Source organism: Vibrio parahaemolyticus (assembly GCF_900460535.1).
Lineage (GTDB): Bacteria > Pseudomonadota > Gammaproteobacteria > Enterobacterales > Vibrionaceae > Vibrio > Vibrio parahaemolyticus.
The window spans coordinates 934,623-955,094 of record NZ_UHIL01000001.1; the positions used below are offsets into that span (position 1 = coordinate 934,623).

Below are 20,472 nucleotides of genomic sequence, written 5' to 3' on the forward strand. Positions count from 1 at the left end.
GTTTATCTCCTTATAATATGTATTTTCAATGCTTATCGGTGGTCTACACGGCGCACCACTGCGTCACCGATAGACTGAATAATTTGTACTAGAACAATCAACATCACAACGGTTACTGCCATGATAGTAATGTCGTAACGGTGGAAGCCGTATCGGATGGCTACGTCACCGAGGCCGCCGCCGCCCACCGTTCCTGCCATCGCAGAGTAGCTCACTAATGTCACTAGAGTAATCGTCACTGAGTTAACAATAGTCGGCATTGCTTCTGGTAGGAGAACTTTTGTGATGATTTGCGTTGGTGTTGCACCCATGGATTGCGCAGCCTCAACCAAGCCAGTTGGTACTTCCAGCAATGCCCCTTCAATAAGACGAGCGACAAACGGAATCGCACCAATAGTCAGCGGAACGATTGCCGCAGTTGTACCAATGAAAGTGCCCACTAACATCTTAGTTACTGGAATGATCGCAACCATCAAAACAAGGAAAGGAACTGAGCGCCCAACGTTAACCACTGCACCAAGAATTCCGTTCAGTTTGGTGTTTTCTAGTAAGCCGCCTTTCTTAGTAATATGCAGAATCACTCCCAATGGAATGCCGACCGCAAAACCAACTACGCCCGCAACCGCGACCATGTAGATGGTTTCCCACGTAGCACCTAAAAGTAGTTTGCTGTTTAAACTTAGCCATTCAAAAATCGTATTAAAGGACATAACCAAGTACCTCTACTTTTACGTTGTTCTCGCGCAGATATTCAATTGCTGCACTGTCGTCTTGTTCATTACCAAACAGCTCTGCGACCATCATGCCGAACTTCACGCCGCCAGCGTAATCAAGATCGGAACTCAGAATGCTGACGTCGATGTTGTACTTACGCGAAATCTGCGACATCAACGGTGCATCTACGGTTGCGCCAGTAAATTCCATACGGACAAGAGGGTAGCTGCCTTCAACGCGATTTGGTTGCAAACGCGCTTGGTAATCTTCTGGAATGGAAAGATCCAATGTGGAACGAATGAACTCGTGAGCCAGTTCCGTTTTAGGGTGCGCAAAAATATCGCCAACCGTGCCTTTCTCAACCAATTCACCACCACCGATGATCGCCACTTCGTGACAGATGCTTTTTACCACTTCCATTTCGTGGGTGATCAGTAGAATCGTGATGTTGAGTTTGCGGTTGATTTCTTTTAATAGCTCAAGGATGGATTGAGTTGTTGCAGGATCCAGTGCGCTGGTGGCTTCGTCACACAACAGTACGCTTGGGTCGGATGCCAATGCACGAGCAATAGCCACACGTTGTTTTTGACCGCCACTTAGGTTGGACGGATAGCTTTCGTGCTTGTCCGCTAAGCCAACGAGCTTTAGCAACTCAGTCACTTTTGTTGTGATTTGCGATTTGTCTTTGCCAGCCAGTTCCAGTGGTAGAGCCACGTTATCAAACACAGTACGAGACGAAAGCAGATTGAAGTGCTGGAAGATCATGCCAATGTTGCGGCGCGTTTCAACCAACTGCTTTTTGCTGAGTGTTGTTAAATCAACGCCATCAACGATGATGGATCCAGAGCTTGGTGCTTCTAGCATGTTTACACAGCGGATCAGAGTACTTTTACCAGCGCCTGATGAACCGATAACACCGAAGATGGTGCCCTTGGCGATGTGTAGGTTAATGTCTTTCAGGGCAAGGATTTCCTTACTGCCTTGGTAGAACACTTTATTGACGTTTTTTATTTCTATCATGTTTCAACCTGCCCAGAGATAAGGGGAACTTCGCTGTCAAAAACGGCCTTTGACAGAACTTAATTTTGAGCTTTATCTCAATTCTCAGTTGATGCTATGGGTTAACCAGAATGAAGTCAATAGATATTTTTACGTCTAGACGTCTAAATGTATGGATGTTCTGTTTTGGAAAGAAAGAGGCGTAGATAACAACAAGAAGATGAGCGGAGGGGCACCCTCAGATTTACCGATTCTTGCCCAACAAATCAACCGTTTTGTCGAGGCCTAGAACGAATTAGATAGTGTTGAAGTTTATAAGGTATGTAATAATCTGATTAAACCGAGTTAATAGAGAAATACGTTTTGGCAAAACCTGCTGTTTTTATCGATCGTGACGGCGTGATCAACGTTGACCACGGCTACGTTCATGACGAACATGATTTTGAGTACATTGACGGTGTGTTTGAAGCGACAAAAGCGCTGAAAGATAAAGGTTACCTGTTGGTGCTTGTAACGAATCAATCGGGCATCGCGCGCGGTAAATTCAGTGAAGACCGTTTCTTGTCTCTGACACAATGGATGGACTGGAACTTCGTTGATAATGGCGTTGAGTTTGATGGTTTTTACTATTGTCCACATCATCCTGAGCATGGCATCGGTGACTACAAGCAAGATTGTGATTGCCGCAAACCTAAACCTGGTATGTTTATCTCTGCTCGCGACTTCTTGAAAATCGACATGGAAAAATCTGTGATGATTGGTGATAAAGCCGAAGACATGATGGCAGCAGAAGCCGCAGGTGTTGGCACTAAGATTCTGGTTCGCACAGGTAAGCCAATCACCGAGCAAGGTGAAGCATTAGCTACAGTAGTGCTCGATAGCATTGCAGATGTGCCAGCGTATTTACAAAAATAACACCACAATTTGCATGTTTAAGGGAAGCGTTTGCTTCCCTTTTCTTTTATTGCTGTTAAAGTTCAGTCACCTAAGCATTCATCCATTCTAGTTTGATCACTTATGAGCAAAAAACTCACCATTCTTGATATCGCGAAATTGGCAGGCGTTGGCAAATCAACAGTAAGCCGTGTGCTTACCAATGATCCAAAAGTGAAACCTCAAACGCGAGAGAAAGTAGAGCAAATCATTCGTGAATCTGGCTATGTACCGTCCAAATCTGCGCAATCAATGCGTGGCGGTAGCCAAAAAGTCATTGGAGTTATTATCTCCCGTCTGGACTCACCATCCGAAAATCGCGCAGTTGGTACAATGCTCAATGCATTGTATTCCGCTGGCTATGACGCGGTGATCATGGAAAGCCAGTTTGATCGCGACAAAACCAACGAACACCTAAACGTGCTTAAGCGTCGCAATGTGGATGGCGTGATTGTGTTTGGCTTTACTGGGTGCGATGAGCAAGCCTTAGCCGAGTGGGGAAATCGCATTGTGGTGATTGCGATGGATACCAATAACGTCTCTTCCATCAATTATGATAACCAAGGCGTGATAGACATGGCTTTGTCTCATCTTGAGCAGCAAGCTTTATCTCGCATTGCTTACATTGGTGTTGATCCTGAAGACAAAACCACAGGCTTGGCGCGTTTAAATGCTTATAAAGCTTGGTGTCAACGCAAACAACTCACACCTTGTTTCCAAACCGGTAAGCTTAGCCATGAAAGTGCTTATCAGTTGGTGGATCACGTTCTAAAAGCAGACACGCAAGCCATTGTGTGTGCCAGCGATACCATTGCATTGGGCGTAATTAAGCGTCTTCAAGAGTTAGGCCGTGAAGACGTGGTCGTGACAGGCGTGGGTGGTAACGAGTTGCTTTCTTTCCTTTTCCCTAACGTATTTAGTGTTGACCCAGGTTATACCCTTGCGGGTGAAAAGTCCGCTAAGATGCTGATTAATCAATTAAATGGCGATGAAGAAGTCGTTCACTTCACTCAACATCCTGTTTGCCGTTAACCCGTTCTAAAACGATCTGCTCTAAAATTATACTGTGATCATTCTCAATTAATGGGACTGTTCCCATTTTGTTTTTTGTCTTTGGGTGGCAATATTAAAATTAAGAAATGGGAATGTTCCCATTTATAAAAATAAAATGATGAATCGAATGTATCCAATACAGGGTGGACAAAGTTATGAGTAAGATTGCGCGTAAAGACGTGGAGCGTCTTATTGAGCTGGTCGGGGGGCCGGACAATATTGCCAGTGTAAGCCACTGTTTAACTCGCTTACGTTTTGTTCTAAATGATACCGACAAAGCGGACACGAAACAGTTAGAAGCCTTGCGTATGGTGAAAGGCTGTTTTACCAACGCAGGTCAATTCCAAGTCGTCATCGGCACTGAAGTTGATGAGGTTTACAAAGTTCTGATCGAGCTAAGCGGTAAAAGTGAAGCGAGCAAAGACGAATCCAAGAACGCTGCTCGTCAAAACATGAATATTGTTGAGCGCGGTATTTCCCACCTTGCAGAAATCTTTGTACCGTTGCTGCCTGCGATCATCACTGGTGGTCTGATCCTTGGTTTCCGTAATGTGATTGGCGACATCAAAATGTTTGATGGTCAAACCCTAACGGAAATCAGTCAGTTTTGGGCGACTGTTCACTCATTCCTATGGTTAATTGGTGAAGCGATTTTCTTCTTCCTACCCGTTGGTGTGTGTTGGTCGACCGTGAAAAAGCTCGGTGGTACACCGATTCTGGGTATTACGCTCGGTGTGACGTTGGTTTCGCCGCAGTTAATGAACGCGTACTTGATCGGTAAACAAGCACCAGAAGTCTGGGATTTCGGATTGTTTGTGATTGAGAAAGTGGGCTATCAGGCGCAGGTGATTCCAGCGATGTTAGCGGGTATGGCACTGGCGTTTATCGAAACGCACTTAAAACGCATCATCCCATCTTATCTATACCTTGTGGTCGTGCCGTTTGTTTCTCTCATTGCCTCGGTGATTTTAGCGCACTCGATCATTGGTCCATTTGGTCGCATGTTGGGTGATGGCGTGGCATTCGCAGCAAAAGCGGCCATGACGGGTGACTTCGCGATGATTGGCTCAACCATCTTCGGCTTCCTATACGCGCCACTTGTGATTACTGGTATCCACCACACAACCAATGCCGTTGACTTACAGTTGATGCAAGAATTGGGGGGCACGCCGATTTGGCCTTTAATTGCACTATCGAACATTGCTCAAGCATCGGCAGTGGTTGGCATCATTATCATCAGTAAAAAGCAGGATGAGCGTGAAATCTCAGTGCCTGCGGCGATTTCTGCCTACCTTGGCGTAACAGAGCCAGCCATGTACGGCATCAACTTGAAATACAAGTTCCCAATGTTGAGCGCGATGATCGGTAGTGCATGCGCTGCTGCTATCTGTGGTAGTGCGGGCGTAATGGCGAACGGTATCGGCGTAGGCGGCTTGCCGGGTATCTTATCTATCCAGCCGCAGTTCTGGGGCATCTTTGCTCTGGCGATGCTAGTCGCGATGGTGGTACCTGCCGCATTAACATTAATTCTTTATAAGCGTGCACAAGCGAAAGGTGAGCTTGAAGCGGCAAACGCGTAATTCAATTTGAGGCAGTGACTTGGCTGCCTCCTCCTGTTTTTCTTTTCAAATTTTAAGTTTCCGATTACTGGTAAGTGAGTGTTAGAAATGGCTATGACCAAGCATGATGAGAGCTGGTGGAAAACCGCAACCATCTACCAAATTTACCCAAAAAGCTTTTGTGACAGTGGCAGTAAAGGCACGGGCGACATTCAAGGGATCATTTCTAAACTGGATTATCTAAAACACCTTGGTGTGGATGCGATTTGGCTGACGCCAGTGTATCAGTCTCCTATGGTTGATAACGGTTATGACATTTCCGATTATTACGCGATCAATCCACAGTTCGGCACTATGGATGATTTCGATACCTTGCTGGCAGAAGCGCATCAGTTGGGTATTCGTATCATCATGGACATTGTAGTGAACCACACGTCGACTGAGCATCATTGGTTCCAATCCGCGTTAGGGGACAAAAACAGCCCATACCGCGATTACTACATCTGGAAAGATCCGGTTGATGGCACAGAACCTAACAACTGGCAATCGAAGTTTGGAGGCAATGCTTGGGAATTGGATGACGCGACAGGGCAGTACTACTTGCACCTTTTTGCTAAAGAGCAGGCGGATTTGAACTGGGAAAACCCAGTGGTGCGTGAAGAAGTCAAAGAAGTCATCAGTTTCTGGGCAGACAAAGGCGTGGACGGTTTCCGTCTCGACGTCATCAACCTGATTTCTAAACAGCAAGACTTCCCAAGTGATGATATTGGCGATGGCCGCCGTTTCTATACGGATGGTCCTCGCGTGCACGAATATCTGCAAGAAATCAGCGAAGCTGTGTTTCAAAAGTACGGCAGCGTGACGGTGGGGGAAATGTCTTCGACCACGCTAGAGCACTGCCAGCAATACTCTTCATTAGATGGCAAAGAGCTGTCGATGGTGTTCAATTTTCACCACCTGAAAGTCGATTATCCGGATGGTGAAAAATGGACCAAAGCGCCGTTTGATTTCATTCAGTTAAAGCAGATCTTCAACCATTGGCAAACGGGCTTAAATGGCAAAGGGTGGGGGGCGCTATTCTGGTGTAACCACGATCAACCTCGTGTGGTCAGCCGCTTAGGTGATGATAAACAATACCGCGTTGAGTCGGCGAAAATGCTGGCGGCATCTGTACATATGATGCAAGGCACGCCGTATGTTTATCAAGGTGAAGAGATTGGTATGACCAACCCTGGTTACACTGAGATCAGCCAGTACCGCGACGTAGAAAGCACCAACATGTACGACATCATGGTCAACCGCGATTACGTATCACACGAAGAGATGATGGCGATTTTGGCGCAGAAGTCGCGTGATAACTCACGTACGCCAATGCAGTGGAATAGCCAAAAGCACGCTGGTTTTACCGAAGGCACACCGTGGCTTGAGGTGGCGCAGAATTACTCTGAAATCAACGCAGAAGCGGCGGTTGCTGATTTGAACTCGGTGTTCTACTTCTACAAACGTTTGATTGAGCTACGTAAACAGGTTCCGGTGATCACCGATGGCCGTTATGAAGATTTACTGCCAGAGCATCAACGCATTTTTGCTTACGCTCGCCAGAACGACAAACAAACGCTGCTGTGTATCAATAACTACTACGCTGAAGAGGTGGAATGCGTTCTGCCAGAACGTTTTGAACTGAGTAAAGCGAAAAACTTGCTATCCAACTATCAAAACTCAGCGAGCGCAGTCGCGTCAAACCATCAAGTGTTACGACCTTACGAAACTCGTATTTTATTGATAGAAGAATAAACTCGGGTGTCATCACCCCTAGGATTGATGTTCGAGATGAAGGCTTTGGTGTGCTCCCCAAAGCCTTCTTTTATTGAGATGCCGTATTTCTAAAAGATGCGAGCTTATTTTGTTTCAATCGCTGTTAGCTGCACGTTCTCTTCGTTGATTTGTACTTGTTGTACTTTTAGTAGTTCGACTTGCTCAATCAGACCTAAGCTCGGGTTAAACCAACGTTCTGCCGAAGTGGCGAACTCCATTGAGTCCATATCATCGCAGTTTAGGTTGTAAGTATTCTCTTCCGTCAGGTACGCCGCTTCAATTGTCTTGCCCGAAATCGAGAACGTTTTACGTACGCCAGTCTCTCGGATTTGCTGTTGCCAAACCACTTGGCAAGATGCTGTCATTGGCAGGTTTTGTACCCACTCATGTTCTTCAAAACTGTCTAACAGGTGGTGTACTGCGTTGCCTGTAAGAGTGGTTTGCAGAGACATGGTTTCTTCACCGATATCAATGTTCGGGCTTTTCTCTTTTACGTCGTTACCGTTCAGGCGGAAAATCGGGCTACTGTGCATTAGCATGGCAATAAACTGATTGCCAATAGAATAAACGTCGGTGATTTCATGAAGTGCGCCATCAGAGCCTGCAAAATAAAGTGTATTGCTCTCTTCTTCGTTGTTGAACTGTTTGTCAGAGTAGTAGAACTGTTGAGCGCCGTAGTTCACCAAGTCATTAACCAGCTGGATGATTGCCTCGCTGTTTGGGATTTGTGCCAATGCTGCCAATATTTGCTCGCTATCCATCGCTTGAAAGCTCAGCTTCATGTCACCTTCAGATTGGCCATCCAAGCTAAACGAGTAGCTAAGTTGTGTGTTTGTCTCGGGAGCGAAAATGGAGTTTTGAATCGCGATGTCGAAACTTTCTTGAGGCCCTTTGTTTGGATTAGTACTGCCAGAAGACGAACCTCCGCCACAGCCGTAAAGAGCCAGAGTTGCTGCTGCGATAAGCGTCATTTTGTTTAGCATGGTTTACATTCCTGATTGATAAGGCCGCTTCATGTTGGGCCGTTGCTTGAATGCGAGCATGCTAAGTTCAGTGAGATAAAAAGGGCAAAAAACAAAAGCTAATAGCGCTTAACGAAAGCTTAATTTTATATTTAGGTCTTTGTTTTATTTGGGTTTATTTCGTTGGCTACGTTGGTGCAATACTCATTGATGAGCGCTTTCCATCGGCTGATAATTTCTTGATCGGTCAAACTGACATGCAACGTTTTCCATGGTTGAAGGCAAGTTTCTTTCGATTCTGATTGAGAAAGACGTTCAAACAATGTCTCGGAGGGTAAAACGCGCAGCAGTGCCACCAGTGATTCCATGTAGTTGAGACGGAACTGTTCAAGTTTGTTTTGCTTATAAGCGATGTGAGACACAAACGTATAAATCAGCGCGTTTTGAATGCGTGAGTCGCCATCTGGAGTGGTCAACAGAACTTTTGCTCGGTCTAGGTTACCTAGTTTGAAATGCAATACGCCCAACCAGAGGCTTAGCTCATCTGGCAAAACATCGAACGAAGACTGCACTTGCGTCAAATACGTTTCCAGCTTTTGAGGCTCTTGCTCGTATAACGCGAGATGCCTTGCGGTTGTGATAGCTGCAAACTCATCAGCTTGTTGGAGAGGTTGGTTAGAAAAGACATTCTCAAACAGCATTTTTTGGTGAACGTCTGACAGTTGCCATGTGCTTGCCGAAGGTGCAGGCAAGTTGAAGTATTGTGCGACATCCGAGTGAATTTGGAAGATGTCCGATTGTAGGTCGGATAAGCGCAGTGTGTATTCATTGCGAAATGCCAGCTTCCCTGTCGCAGGATAAATAAGGTTCATCTGCGCTTTCAAGGTGCCTTGTTCTGCGCCGTCTTTTAACTCTATGTTGAGTTCGTAATCACTGGTCTGCATATTTCGTGCACCAGGGAAATACGGTGTATGACCAATGGGATCCAGAAAGTAACTTGGAGCGTCTTGGTTAGCGATGTCGGTATATGGATATTCGACTTGTTGTTGCAGTAAGACGGCTTTGACCAGTGTGCGATATTTTCGTGCCTGAGAGCCGATTGCATCGACACGGTTGAGCAGCAACTCGACTTTGGGGATAAGTAACTGATGACGTGTTTGTTGTGTTGAAATCTCTTGGCGTTGCCATAGCAAGCTTGCGAGCGTCACGCTACAAACCGCAAGTATGGCACACAAGCTATAAGCAAAAATTAGCTTGAAGTTCTTATTACTCGCAACCTGAGTTGGGAGAACGCGTCGATGGCTTTTCGCTGGCGGTATTAAACGGATATTGGCAGGGTTAAGAAAATAGCCCTTTCGAGGATAAGTGACCAAGAGCTTAGCCGCATCGTACTCGGGTAGGTGTTGCTGTAGCAGCGCACGTAAGGTGCTAATGCGGTTAGTGAGCACATTCTTGGAGATGAATTTGCTCTGCCAAATGGTTTCGATAATGGTGTCGGCAGAGAGCGGATGCCCCACGCTTGTTAGCAGAAGTTCTAATAACTCAATGGTACGAGGTTCGAGATCAATCGCGATAGTGTCTTGATGAAGAGTCTGTTTTTTCGGATTGTAGACCAACTCGCCAATCGCAATACAACTGTGAGTTTGTTTGGCTTGTTGTAGAAAGTCGCGCATACCGTACCGAGTTATTTGGAAATCGCGAAATATTATATAGTTATTGAAGCGCGAAATCTTATAAATCGCGCGTCAATTATCATCAAAAGTTTATGAACCGTAGGTAACGGAATATCGGTGTGGTTTGTGATTCATCGCCAATACGACATTCAGTGCAAAGGCACCCAAAATCGAAAGGCCAATCACCTCTGGAGTGACAAAGAAGAATGAAGCAAACAGGATACATGCATCGATTGCCATCTGGCTTTTGCCAACAGAAATGCCAAACTTGTCCTGAATAAACAAACACAACACGTTAAAGCCACCTAGGCTGGAGCGATGTCGGAACAAAATCAGCATACCTAATCCCATCAATAGGCCACCTGCTACCGCGCAATAAATTTCGTTAACGGATTCGAGTGAGATCAGCAAATAAAGGTGATCGGCAAAGATAGAAACCAAAGCGCCAGAAATAGCGCTATTGATTGCGAAATGACGGCCGAAGCGTTTCCATGCGAGTAAGTAAAAAGGACAGTTTGCCAAAAAGTACAGCACACCAAAGGTAAAAGGTGTAAATTGGCTTATTAGCAATGCCAATCCAGTCGTGCCTCCTGTTAGAAGGTTCGCGGATTGGAGAAAGAAAACGCCCTGAGCTACCAAAAAGGTACCAGTGAGAATTGCTATCCAGTCTTCTTTTCTTGAGTGTTTTTCCATCAAAATTGCAGTCATCGGTGAGAAATAAGGCGTGCATAGTAGTAAAAAGATGATCTTTTCGGTAGCTAGAGGGTAAAATTTGCGGTAAACCTATGTAATTGCTGTTTTACAGGGTGTAAAGCACAAAATTGACAGGCAATAAATCGTGGTTGAACAATTGCAACATCACCATGATAACTATTGCTTGTCATCATGAAAAAACTGCATGAGAAAAATTGTAAATTTCTCTTTATGACCTAGATCAAATTATGTAGAATGCGCGCCATTGATGCGACGAAAACGTTTGCGTTAGGTCGTTAACCAGTTTTTTTGCAACTTTCAGTACTAATCTGAGTCAGGAGATACAGATGCTTAAGCGTGATATGAACATCGCAGATTACGATGCGGAACTGTTCGCAGCTATCCAGGAAGAAACCCTTCGCCAGGAAGAACACATTGAACTTATCGCTTCTGAAAACTACACAAGCCCACGTGTAATGGAAGCGCAAGGTTCTCAGCTAACGAACAAATACGCTGAAGGCTACCCAGGCAAGCGTTACTACGGCGGTTGTGAGTACGTAGATAAAGCAGAACAGCTTGCTATCGATCGTGCATGCAAACTATTCGGTTGTGAGTACGCTAACGTACAACCTCACTCAGGTTCTCAAGCAAACAGCGCAGTTTACATGGCGCTTCTTAACCCAGGCGATACAGTACTAGGTATGAGCCTAGCGCACGGTGGTCACCTGACTCACGGTTCTCCAGTAAACTTCTCTGGTAAGCATTACAACGTTATCCCTTACGGTATCGATGAAGCGGGTCAAATCAATTACGACGAGATGGAACAGCTAGCGCTTGAGCACAAGCCTAAGATGATCATCGGTGGTTTCTCTGCTTACTCGCAAATCGTTGATTGGAAGCGCATGCGTGAAATCGCGGACAAAGTAGATGCTTACCTTTTCGTTGATATGGCACACGTAGCTGGTCTTATCGCAGCAGGCGAATACCCAACACCTGTTCCACACGCTCACGTAGTAACAACAACGACGCACAAAACACTAGCAGGCCCTCGCGGTGGTCTTATCTTGTCTAATGCTGGCGAAGATATGTACAAGAAGCTGAACTCAGCTGTGTTCCCTGGTGGTCAAGGTGGCCCTCTAATGCACGTTATCGCTGGTAAAGCAGTAGCGTTCAAAGAAGCGATGGAGCCAGAGTTCAAAGCTTACCAAGCTCGCGTAGTGAAAAACGCAAAAGCGATGGTTGGTCAGTTCCAAGAGCGTGGCTACAAAATCGTATCTAACGGCACAGAAAACCACTTGTTCCTTGTGGATCTAATCGACAAAGACATCACTGGTAAAGATGCTGATGCGGCACTAGGTGCAGCAAACATCACAGTAAACAAAAACTCAGTACCAAATGACCCACGCAGCCCATTCGTAACATCTGGTATTCGTGTAGGTACACCAGCGATCACTCGTCGTGGTTTTACTGAAGAAGATGCAAAAGATCTAGCAAACTGGATGTGTGACGTCCTAGATAACATCGGCAACGAAGAAGTTATCGAAGCGACTAAACAGAAAGTATTAGAAATCTGTAAGCGTCTACCGGTTTACGCCTAATTGTTCTGCCTGATTCGCTCTATTTTTGCGTCAAAGGTGCTCATTTGCAGTTGTAAACTGCGCGCTTTTTCCCTGAACTAGAAACGAATCAGTTTGAAAATACTAAAGGTCCTCAATTGAGGGCCTTTTTGTTTTTTCTGGCGTCTGGGATTGTTTAATCGTGCCATCGAATAAAAGAGAGTGGTGCAGGGCATCTCTTGGTTGGCAGATACAAAAAAGGTTGGCACTAAGCCAACCTTTTCAGTTTTCGAGTTCAAGATGCTTATTTGATCTCAAGACCTTGTGCCTGCATATCGGCATGGTATGAAGAGCGAACAAATGGACCACATGCTGCGTGCGTGAAGCCTAGCTCTAGTGCGACTTCTTTTAGCTCGTCAAACTCTGATGGTGGAACGTAACGTTCTACAGGCAAGTGGTGACGGCTTGGCGCTAGGTACTGGCCTAGAGTCAGCATCGTTACACCGTGTGCACGCAGATCTTTAAGCACTTCGATGATTTCTTCTTTGGTTTCACCAAGGCCCATCATCAGACCTGATTTGGTCGGTACATCTGGATGCTGTTCTTTGAACTTCTTAAGAAGCTCAAGTGACCACTTGTAGTTCGCACCTGGGCGAGCTTTACGGTAAAGACGCGGCGCAGTTTCTAGGTTGTGGTTGAAGACATCTGGCGGGTTGTCTTTCATCAGGTCAAGCGCTACGTCCATACGACCACGGAAGTCAGGAACCAGTGTTTCGATCTTGATGTCTGGATTTAACGCGCGGATCTCACGGTTACAATCGGCAAAGTGCTGTGCACCACCATCACGTAGGTCGTCACGGTCTACTGAAGTAATAACAACGTACTTCAGTTTCATGTCGGCGATAGTTCTTGCCAGTTTTTGTGGCTCTTCTGCTTCTGGTGGTAACGGACGGCCATGAGCAACGTCACAGAAAGGACAACGACGAGTACAGATTGCACCTAGGATCATGAAGGTTGCTGTACCGTGGTTAAAACATTCCGCTAGGTTAGGGCAAGACGCTTCTTCACATACGGAGTGAAGTTTGTTCTTACGCATCGCAGCTTTGATGTCTTGAATTCGTTGGCTGTCGGCTGGTAGCTTGATCTTCATCCAATCAGGCTTACGTAGCACTTCTTTCTGCTCTGTAGGCATGTTCTTTACGGGAATCAATGCCATTTTATCGGCGTCACGATATTTAACGCCTTTTTCCATCTGGATTGGTTTGCTCATGCTTTATTACCTTGAGAAGGTGCTTCTGTGCTGAATTCTACTCGCTCGTAATCGAGCAAAGTAACGAGTTCTTCTATTAATTGTTTTTCTACGGTTTCTACGTCACTCGGGCCGTTAAATTGGCTCACTTGAACCATTTCCATGCCTGCATAACCACAAGGGTTGATGCGTAGGAACGGCGTTAAGTCCATATTTACATTCAGGGCTAACCCATGGAATGAGCAACCTTTACGAATACGTAGACCGAGAGAGCATATTTTCTTGCCATCGACGTAAACGCCAGGGGCGTCTGGTCTTGCGGCAGAGTCGATATTGTATGCTTTTAATGTGTTGATCACGAGGTTCTCGATGGTTGTAACGAGATCTCGTACGCCTAATTTTTTGCGACGTAGGTTGATCAAGAAGTAAGCCACGAGTTGACCAGGACCATGATAGGTTACCTGACCACCACGGTCACTTTGTACGACAGGAATATCACCAGTGTTAATTAAGTGCTCAGCTTTGCCTGCCTGCCCTTGGGTAAATACTGGGTTATGTTCTACCAACCAGACTTCATCAGGGGTTTCTTCTGTGCGTTGGTCGGTGAACTCATGCATCGCCTTCCATACAGGCTCATAGTCTTGGCGGCCAAGTCGTTTTACAACAAGTTGGTGTTGCATGGGAATTCCTGTCGCTAATATATAAAGTTTTTGGATTATAAACCGGATGACCCAGATGCTCTACCGCTGAGTAACAGATTTTTAACTGAAAGCACAAGGGTATCGAGTTATCTAGTTGATAAATAAAAAGAAAGCAGCCGAAGCTGCTTTCAAAAAAAATTTAATCTATCAAAAAATTATAGAACCATACGAACGATGTCGATTTCGCCCAATTCTTTGTATAGGGTTTCAACCTGCTCGATAGACGTTGCAGTGATGTTGATAGACACTGAGTGGTAGTTGCCTTTAGCGCTTGGTTTGACTTTTGGGCTGTAGTCACCTGGAGCATGGCGCTGGATTACTTCAAGAACGAGTTCTGGAAGCTCAGGCTTTGCATGACCCATTACCTTGTAAGTAAAAGAACAAGGGAACTCAAGCAGGTCTTTCAATTTTGCATCAGAGTTGATGGTTAGCATATCGATAACTCCAGTTGGTATTCGTTGCGGTGCGAAATAGTACAGTCAAATTAGGGTGAACTCAAGGTGAGGATCACAGACTTAAAAAGCCGCCATAATTGGCGGCTTTGCGAATAAGTTTGCTATTCTGCGACTCGTTTAGAAGAAGCTCTTGAATAACAATACGATGTAATCCCATAAACGGCTGAACAAGCTACCTTGCTCTACGGTTTCTAGTGCCATTAGCGGGTATTCAGCAATATCTTCACCATCGATTTGATAGTATAGCTTACCGACTACATCACCTTTATTAATTGGGGCTTCTAGCTCTTTTTCAAGTACGAAGCTTGCTTTTAGGTTTTTCGCTTCACCGCGTGGCAGTGTTACGTAAGTGTCTTGATCAAGACCCAGAGCAACGGTGTCTTTGTTACCCATCCACACTTTTTCTTCTACGAAGGTTTCACCCGCTTTGTGAGGCGCTACTGTTTCGAAGAAGCGGAAGCCGTAGCTCAGTAGTTTTTTACTTTCTGATTTACGAGCATTTGCATCTTTAGTGCCCATCACTACAGCAACCAAACGCATTTGGCCTTCTGTTGCTGAGCTTACTAGGCTGTAACCTGCGTTGCTTGTGTGTCCAGTTTTGATGCCATCAACGTTCATGCTCTTATCCCAAAGTAGACCGTTGCGGTTGTATTGGGTGATGCCGTTGTAAGTGAATTTCTTTTCAGAGTAAACACGGTACTCGTCTGGCACGTCACGAATCAGGGCTTTACCAAGTAGCGCCATGTCGTAAGGTGTTGAGTACAGTTCTGAGTTATCTAGGCCGTGAACGTTGGCAAAATGAGAATTCTTCATGCCTAGGGTATTTGCCCACGCGTTCATTAGGTCAACAAATGCATCTTCAGAACCTGCGATGTGTTCAGCCATTGCCACACACGCATCGTTACCTGATTGAATGATGATGCCACGGTTAAGATCACGTACTTTTACCGTAGTACCTACTTCAATGAACATTTTTGAAGAATCTGGGAAGTTTTTCGCCCATGCATTCTTACTGATGGTTACGTCATCATCTTCTGAGATATTACCACGTGCTAGCTCTTGGCCGATTACGTAGCTGGTCATCATTTTAGTTAGACTAGCAGGAGACAATTTTGTGTTCATTTCTTTTTCTGCTAGCACTTTACCTGAATGGTAATCCATCAGTACGTAGCCTTTTGCCGCAATTTGAGGCGCATCTGGAACAACGACTGGTGATGCAAAAGCAGATTGAGCGAAGGTTGCAGAAAGGGCAACCGAAGAAACGAGAATAGATTTCACAAACTTATTTTTATTCATGGTAATTCAAATTTTTGGGTTTAACTGCACACATCTTACCAGAATCCCCACTTATGTAAGAGGGGCTTCGTTTAGAAATTCATGACTCAAGGTCATTTCGCAGTGTTGTGTTTTTTAATAAATGCGGACGAATAGCCGAGCAACTTTACTTTATCCAGTGTGGCTTGCGTCAGGGAATAGTCAGTAAATGGACCCAATAACAAGCGATAAGACTCTTTCGCGTTTTCTAAGAAAGTTTCGGTATCCAGCTTTTGACCAAGCTCTGCGCCTAAAGTTCGTGCGCGATCTTCATTTTTTGAAGATGCGACTTGAATGACGTACTTTGGGTGAGATTCTAGCGATTTTTGATCGGTAGGTTTCTCTACGCTGATAACTTCGATTTCAACATTCGCCGTTCCTGTTTTTATGACATCCAATTTATGCGCAGCGGCGTAGCTCAAGTCGATGATACGGCCATCGTGAAACGGACCTCGGTCATTTACTCGAACGACTGTGGTTTTGCCATTGTCGGTGTTGGTCACTTTCACATAGCTTGGTAACGGTAGCGTTTTATGCGCAGCCGTCATGGAGTACATGTCGTAGATTTCACCGTTAGACGTCAAATGCCCCTGAAACTTTTTACCGTACCAAGATGCACGACCTTTTTCAGTAAACCCTTTTGCGTCGCGAACGATCTTGTAATTATTACCGCGCAAGTGGTAATCGGTATTACCGCCTAGGCTGTAAGGTTCGTATTTGGGATGCGCATCCTCGATGTGTTCGACTGAAAGCGGTGTATCAGGTGCTACATCGGATTCAAGTTCGTAACGGCCTTCTTGTGTCTTTTGACTGGTGGATGAACAACCAGCCAAAATCAGTGCAGAAAAAACTAAGGAATATAAAGCGCGTTTTTGCATGTCTAGGTCGCCTTAGAGAATGCTTTTCGGTGCGTATGAATCGACATCAAAATGCCAAAACCAGCCATTAGGGTCACCATCGAGGTGCCGCCGTAGCTGATCAGTGGTAACGGTACACCTACAACAGGTAGGATGCCACTCACCATGCCGATATTTACAAAAATATACACGAAGAAGCTAAGTACAATACTGCCTGCCATCATTCGTCCAAACGCGGTTTGTGCTTGGCTAGCAAGGTACAAACCTCGACCAATAATGAAGAGATAGATGGCTAATAGGCAAAGGAAGCCAATCATACCCCATTCCTCAGCAATTACTGCAAAGATAAAGTCAGTGTGTCGTTCAGGAAGAAATTCCAGTTGTGACTGCGTACCGTGCAACCAACCTTTACCGGAAATACCGCCAGAACCAATCGCAATTTTACTTTGGATAATGTGGTAACCCGCGCCAAGTGGGTCAGATTCTGGATTGAACAGAGTACGAACGCGAACCTTTTGGTATTCGCGCATCAAGAAGAACCACAAAATTGGTATGAAACCACCTAAGGCAATGGCAGCCGCTGCGATGATCTTCCAACTGATGCCTGCTAGGAAAATAACGAAAATACCTGAAGCCGCAATCAGAATCGACGTTCCCAAATCTGGTTGTTTCGCGATAAGAATCGTTGGTAAGCACACCATGATTAGCGCAACAATCAGCGTTCGGAATGTTGGTGGTAATGGTTGGCGACCGATATAGCGCGCAACCATCAACGGTACCGCAAGTTTGAGTAATTCGGACGGTTGGAATCGAACAAAGCCTAGGTTGAGCCAGCGTTGCGCACCTTTCGAGGCCTCACCAAAGAACAGTACGCCAAATAGTAAAACTACACCGGCAACAAACATTAGTGGCGCCAGGCTTTCATACGTTCGTGGAGAAAGTTGAGCCAGAACCACCATCACGACAAGAGACAATACCATGCGCATTGCTTGGCGATCCATCATCTCCAAACTTTGTCCGCTGGCACTGTACATGATCACAAGACCAAAACCCATTAAAGCAAAGATGCCGAGTAGAAGGGGTAAGTCGATATGGAAGCGCTCAAACAAGGCGCGGTTTTTACCTGTAGAGGGATCCATCTTCATTAGCGTGTAACCTCTTTTTGCGCGTTGGTTTTGTCATCTTCTGGTTTGATTTCTTCTGGGCCAAGTACCACTCGGTCAAAGATTTTTCTCGCCATTGGACCACCGTTACTTGAGCCACCGCCTGCGTTTTCTAGCACGAGAGTAACGATAACTTTTGGATCGTCAAACGGAGCAAAGCCCGTAAACAGGGCGTGGTCACGCAAGTGTTCCGCGATTTCATCTGCGTTGTACTCTTCGTTCTCGCCCAAGCCAAAGACCTGCGCTGTACCTGATTTACCGGCTGTCTGGTAGCTCATATTGTAGAAAGAACGACGAGCTGTACCACGAGTACCATGGTTTACACGGCGCATACCTTCTTTCGCAATATCCCAGTATTTTTCTGGCACATTTTGAATCGGTGGGTAGGTTACGTATTCAGAGGTTTCTTGTTCCTCAAAGTTATCACCATTATCGATGGTGGACTTTAGGAGGTGAGGAGCGGAAACCGCACCATTATTCACTAACACCGATGTTGCTTTCGCAATTTGCATAGGTGTCGCCGTCCAATAGCCTTGGCCGATACCAACAGGAATGGTGTCACCTTTATACCAAGGCGTTTTGTGACGAGACATTTTCCAATCACGAGTTGGCATATTAGCCTTACTTTCTTCGTAGATATCGATGCCTGTGTAGTCACCAAAACCAAACATCATCATCCAGTTTGAAATTCGGTCGATCCCCAAGTCATAAGCAATTTGGTAGTAAAACGTATCAACAGACTCTTCAATGGATTTAATGACATCCACGCGGCCATGTCCCCAACGCAACCAGTCACGGAATGGACGAGTGTCTGAGTTAGGAATGCGCCAATAACCTGGGTCGTTGCGAGTAGTATTTGGCGTGATTACGCCTTCTTGCAACGCTGCGACAGCCATAAATGGCTTGATTGTTGAAGCTGGCGGATAAATACCTAGCGTCGTGCGGTTTACCAACGGGCGGTTTTTATCGTTCAACAAATCGCGATAGGCTTTACCAGAAATGCCGTGGACAAAAGCGTTCGGGTCGTAACTTGGGCTAGACACCATAGCTAGCACCCCATTGTCACGAGGATCAAGCACGATAGCGCTGCCACGTCGACCATCCAAAAGCTGATGAACGTAAAGCTGCAAGTTGATATCGAGGTTTAAGACAATGTCTTTGCCCGGAACTGGCGGTACGTACTTTAACGTGCGAATCACGCGTCCTCGGCTGTTGACTTCCACTTCTTGGTAGCCAGCAGTGCCGTGCAGCAGATCTTCGTAGTATTTTTCGATGCCCAACTTACCGATGTCACGAGTCGCTTGGTAGTTGGCGTCTTTTTCTTCTCGAATCAAACGCTGCATGTCGCGGTCATTGATACGAGAAACGTAGCCGATTACGTGCGTCAACACTTCCCCGTAAGGGTAGTAACGTTTGAGTGTTGCACTGATTTCAACACCAGGAAAACGGTATTGGTTGACGGAAAAGACCGCGACCTGCTTTTCGTTCAGCTGGGTTAGCAATGGGACGGATTTGAATCGACGAGTGCGCTTACGTTCACGATGGAAGCGTTCGATCTGTTCTGGTGTGATTTCCAGAATGGTTTGCAATTCTTGGATAGTAGCGTCGATGTCTTTGATTTTTTCTGGAGTCAGCTCCAAGTTAAATACAGGACGGTTTTCGGCTAACAGGACACCATTTCGGTCGTAGATAAGACCGCGGTTTGGCGCAATAGGAACAACTTTGATGCGGTTGTCATTTGAACGGGTTTGATAATCTTGAAACTGGTTCACCTGAATGTTGTACATATTGGCGACCAGCAAGCCCATCAAAACAACGATGCCGAAAAAAGCAACGATAGCGCGGCTGGCGAACAGGCGCGCTTCGGCTTGATAATCTCGGATTTGACTGCGGCGTCTACGAATCATTAACGCTTGGCTCTAAAGTTAAACAACGATTATTCGCGATGGTAAGGGTGGTTAGCGGTAATGCTCCACGCTCGGTATAAACTCTCTGCCATGACGATACGCACAAGTGGGTGCGGTAACGTTAGCGCTGACAGTGACCAACTTTGGTCGGCTGCGGCTTTACATGCAGGTGCTAAACCTTCAGGACCACCGATCAGAATAGAAACGTCACGACCATCGAGTTTCCAAGCTTCTAGCTGCTCTGCCAGCTGTGGGGTGTCCCACTTTTTACCGGGAATATCTAGGGTCACGATACGATTGCCTTTTGGCACTGCTGCTAACATCGCTTCGCCTTCTTTTTGTAGAATTCGAGCAATATCAGCGTTTTTGCCGCGTTTTCCTGCTGAGATTTCAACCAACTCAAGTGGCATATCATGAGGGAAACGGCGACGGTATTCTTGGAAGCCTTCTTCAACCCACTTTGGCATTTTTGTGCCAACGGCAATTAGTTGAATTTTCAAAAGATTAACCCCAGAGTTTTTCTAGTTGGTACAGAGAGCGGTGTTCTTCCTGCATGACATGCAGCATCGCGTCGCCCATATCTAGGACAACCCATTCACCTTCGTTTTCTCCTTCCATACCTAAAGGTTCAAGGCCTGCTTTTTTTACTTCAGATGCAACGTGATCGGCGATGGATGAAACGTGGCGTTTAGACGTACCCGTACAAATGATCATGTAGTCTGTTACGCTGGATTTGTCTTCCACGTTTAGGATGATAATATCTTCCGCTTTCATATCGTCGGCTTTGTCTGCTAAAAAGTCTTTCAGTTCTTCGCGAAGCACTCGGTTTTCCTCGGGTTATCTCTTTTTACATCTCATCTATTTTGCGT

At 45.7% G+C, this 20,472-nt stretch carries 19 protein-coding genes; 5 read left to right on the forward strand and 14 right to left on the reverse strand.

Annotation, left to right across the window (positions count from 1 at the left end):
- Positions 1-32: 32 nt before the first annotated feature.
- On the reverse strand, positions 33-710 hold the full coding sequence (locus tag DYB02_RS04730) for a methionine ABC transporter permease (protein ID WP_005459160.1): 678 nt from the start codon (positions 708-710) through the stop codon (positions 33-35).
- Positions 700-1,734 (reverse strand): methionine ABC transporter ATP-binding protein MetN, encoded by a 1,035-nt coding sequence (metN, locus tag DYB02_RS04735; protein WP_029805220.1) that lies wholly within the window; start codon positions 1,732-1,734, stop codon positions 700-702. Before metN ends, DYB02_RS04730 begins: the two co-directional genes overlap by 11 nt.
- A 342-nt stretch (positions 1,735-2,076) precedes the next feature.
- Here metN and gmhB point away from each other — a divergent pair, with 342 nt between their 5' ends.
- The 4 genes from gmhB (at position 2,077) to treC (ending at position 7,052) form a co-directional block, all read left to right on the forward strand.
- A complete protein-coding gene (gmhB, locus tag DYB02_RS04745; protein ID WP_005459163.1) occupies positions 2,077-2,628 on the forward strand; it encodes a D-glycero-beta-D-manno-heptose 1,7-bisphosphate 7-phosphatase in 552 nt (183 codons plus the stop codon).
- 102 nt (positions 2,629-2,730) lie between these two features.
- On the forward strand, positions 2,731-3,678 hold the full coding sequence (treR, locus tag DYB02_RS04750; protein WP_029805222.1) for a trehalose operon repressor TreR: 948 nt from the start codon (positions 2,731-2,733) through the stop codon (positions 3,676-3,678).
- Positions 3,679-3,854: 176 nt separating this feature from the next.
- On the forward strand, positions 3,855-5,279 hold the full coding sequence (gene treB / locus DYB02_RS04755; protein WP_005486795.1) for a PTS trehalose transporter subunit IIBC: 1,425 nt from the start codon (positions 3,855-3,857) through the stop codon (positions 5,277-5,279).
- 87 nt (positions 5,280-5,366) lie between these two features.
- Entirely contained in the window at positions 5,367-7,052 is a 1,686-nt protein-coding gene (gene treC, locus DYB02_RS04760) for an alpha,alpha-phosphotrehalase (RefSeq protein ID WP_029805225.1), read from the forward strand.
- Between the two features lie 104 nt (positions 7,053-7,156).
- Here treC and DYB02_RS04765 read toward each other — a convergent pair whose 3' ends face one another.
- The 3 genes from DYB02_RS04765 to DYB02_RS04775 all read right to left on the reverse strand — a co-directional run bounded on the left by DYB02_RS04765 (position 7,157) and on the right by DYB02_RS04775 (position 10,401).
- Positions 7,157-8,056, reverse strand: a complete 900-nt coding sequence (locus DYB02_RS04765) for a hypothetical protein (RefSeq protein WP_029805227.1) — start codon at positions 8,054-8,056, stop codon at positions 7,157-7,159.
- 131 nt (positions 8,057-8,187) lie between these two features.
- Positions 8,188-9,708: a winged helix-turn-helix domain-containing protein gene (locus tag DYB02_RS04770; RefSeq protein ID WP_029805230.1), complete on the reverse strand. Its 1,521-nt coding sequence runs from the start codon at positions 9,706-9,708 to the stop codon at positions 8,188-8,190.
- A gap of 90 nt (positions 9,709-9,798) precedes the next feature.
- Positions 9,799-10,401, reverse strand: a complete 603-nt coding sequence (locus tag DYB02_RS04775) for a YitT family protein (RefSeq protein ID WP_005496223.1) — start codon at positions 10,399-10,401, stop codon at positions 9,799-9,801.
- Positions 10,402-10,748: 347 nt separating this feature from the next.
- Here DYB02_RS04775 and glyA point away from each other — a divergent pair, with 347 nt between their 5' ends.
- Complete coding sequence (glyA, locus tag DYB02_RS04780; protein WP_005479594.1) at positions 10,749-11,999, forward strand: serine hydroxymethyltransferase; 1,251 nt, start codon at positions 10,749-10,751, stop codon at positions 11,997-11,999.
- A gap of 262 nt (positions 12,000-12,261) precedes the next feature.
- On the opposite strand, the gene lipA is transcribed toward glyA, so the two are convergent.
- The 9 genes from lipA to rsfS all read right to left on the reverse strand — a co-directional run bounded on the left by lipA (position 12,262) and on the right by rsfS (position 20,425).
- Positions 12,262-13,227, reverse strand: coding sequence for a lipoyl synthase (lipA, locus tag DYB02_RS04785; RefSeq protein WP_005496220.1), 966 nt, complete (start codon positions 13,225-13,227; stop codon positions 12,262-12,264).
- Positions 13,224-13,886: a lipoyl(octanoyl) transferase LipB gene (gene lipB / locus DYB02_RS04790; protein ID WP_005488805.1), complete on the reverse strand. Its 663-nt coding sequence runs from the start codon at positions 13,884-13,886 to the stop codon at positions 13,224-13,226. Before lipB ends, lipA begins: the two co-directional genes overlap by 4 nt.
- Before the next feature lie 176 nt (positions 13,887-14,062).
- The gene (ybeD, locus tag DYB02_RS04795) at positions 14,063-14,341 is read right to left on the reverse strand and encodes a DUF493 family protein YbeD (protein WP_005488798.1); all 279 of its coding nucleotides are present in this window, start codon (positions 14,339-14,341) and stop codon (positions 14,063-14,065) included.
- A 138-nt stretch (positions 14,342-14,479) separates the two neighbouring features.
- On the reverse strand, positions 14,480-15,658 hold the full coding sequence (locus DYB02_RS04800; protein ID WP_005488796.1) for a serine hydrolase: 1,179 nt from the start codon (positions 15,656-15,658) through the stop codon (positions 14,480-14,482).
- Between the two features lie 92 nt (positions 15,659-15,750).
- Positions 15,751-16,554, reverse strand: coding sequence for a septal ring lytic transglycosylase RlpA family protein (locus DYB02_RS04805; protein ID WP_005496218.1), 804 nt, complete (start codon positions 16,552-16,554; stop codon positions 15,751-15,753).
- 2 nt (positions 16,555-16,556) lie between these two features.
- A complete protein-coding gene (gene rodA / locus DYB02_RS04810) occupies positions 16,557-17,678 on the reverse strand; it encodes a rod shape-determining protein RodA (RefSeq protein WP_005483658.1) in 1,122 nt (373 codons plus the stop codon).
- The gene (gene mrdA / locus DYB02_RS04815) at positions 17,678-19,603 is read right to left on the reverse strand and encodes a penicillin-binding protein 2 (protein ID WP_005493014.1); all 1,926 of its coding nucleotides are present in this window, start codon (positions 19,601-19,603) and stop codon (positions 17,678-17,680) included. Before mrdA ends, rodA begins: the two co-directional genes overlap by 1 nt.
- A gap of 29 nt (positions 19,604-19,632) precedes the next feature.
- A complete protein-coding gene (gene rlmH / locus DYB02_RS04820) occupies positions 19,633-20,103 on the reverse strand; it encodes a 23S rRNA (pseudouridine(1915)-N(3))-methyltransferase RlmH (RefSeq protein ID WP_005456129.1) in 471 nt (156 codons plus the stop codon).
- Positions 20,104-20,107: 4 nt separating this feature from the next.
- Positions 20,108-20,425: a ribosome silencing factor gene (gene rsfS, locus DYB02_RS04825; protein WP_021453827.1), complete on the reverse strand. Its 318-nt coding sequence runs from the start codon at positions 20,423-20,425 to the stop codon at positions 20,108-20,110.
- Between the last annotated feature and the right edge of the window lie 47 nt (positions 20,426-20,472).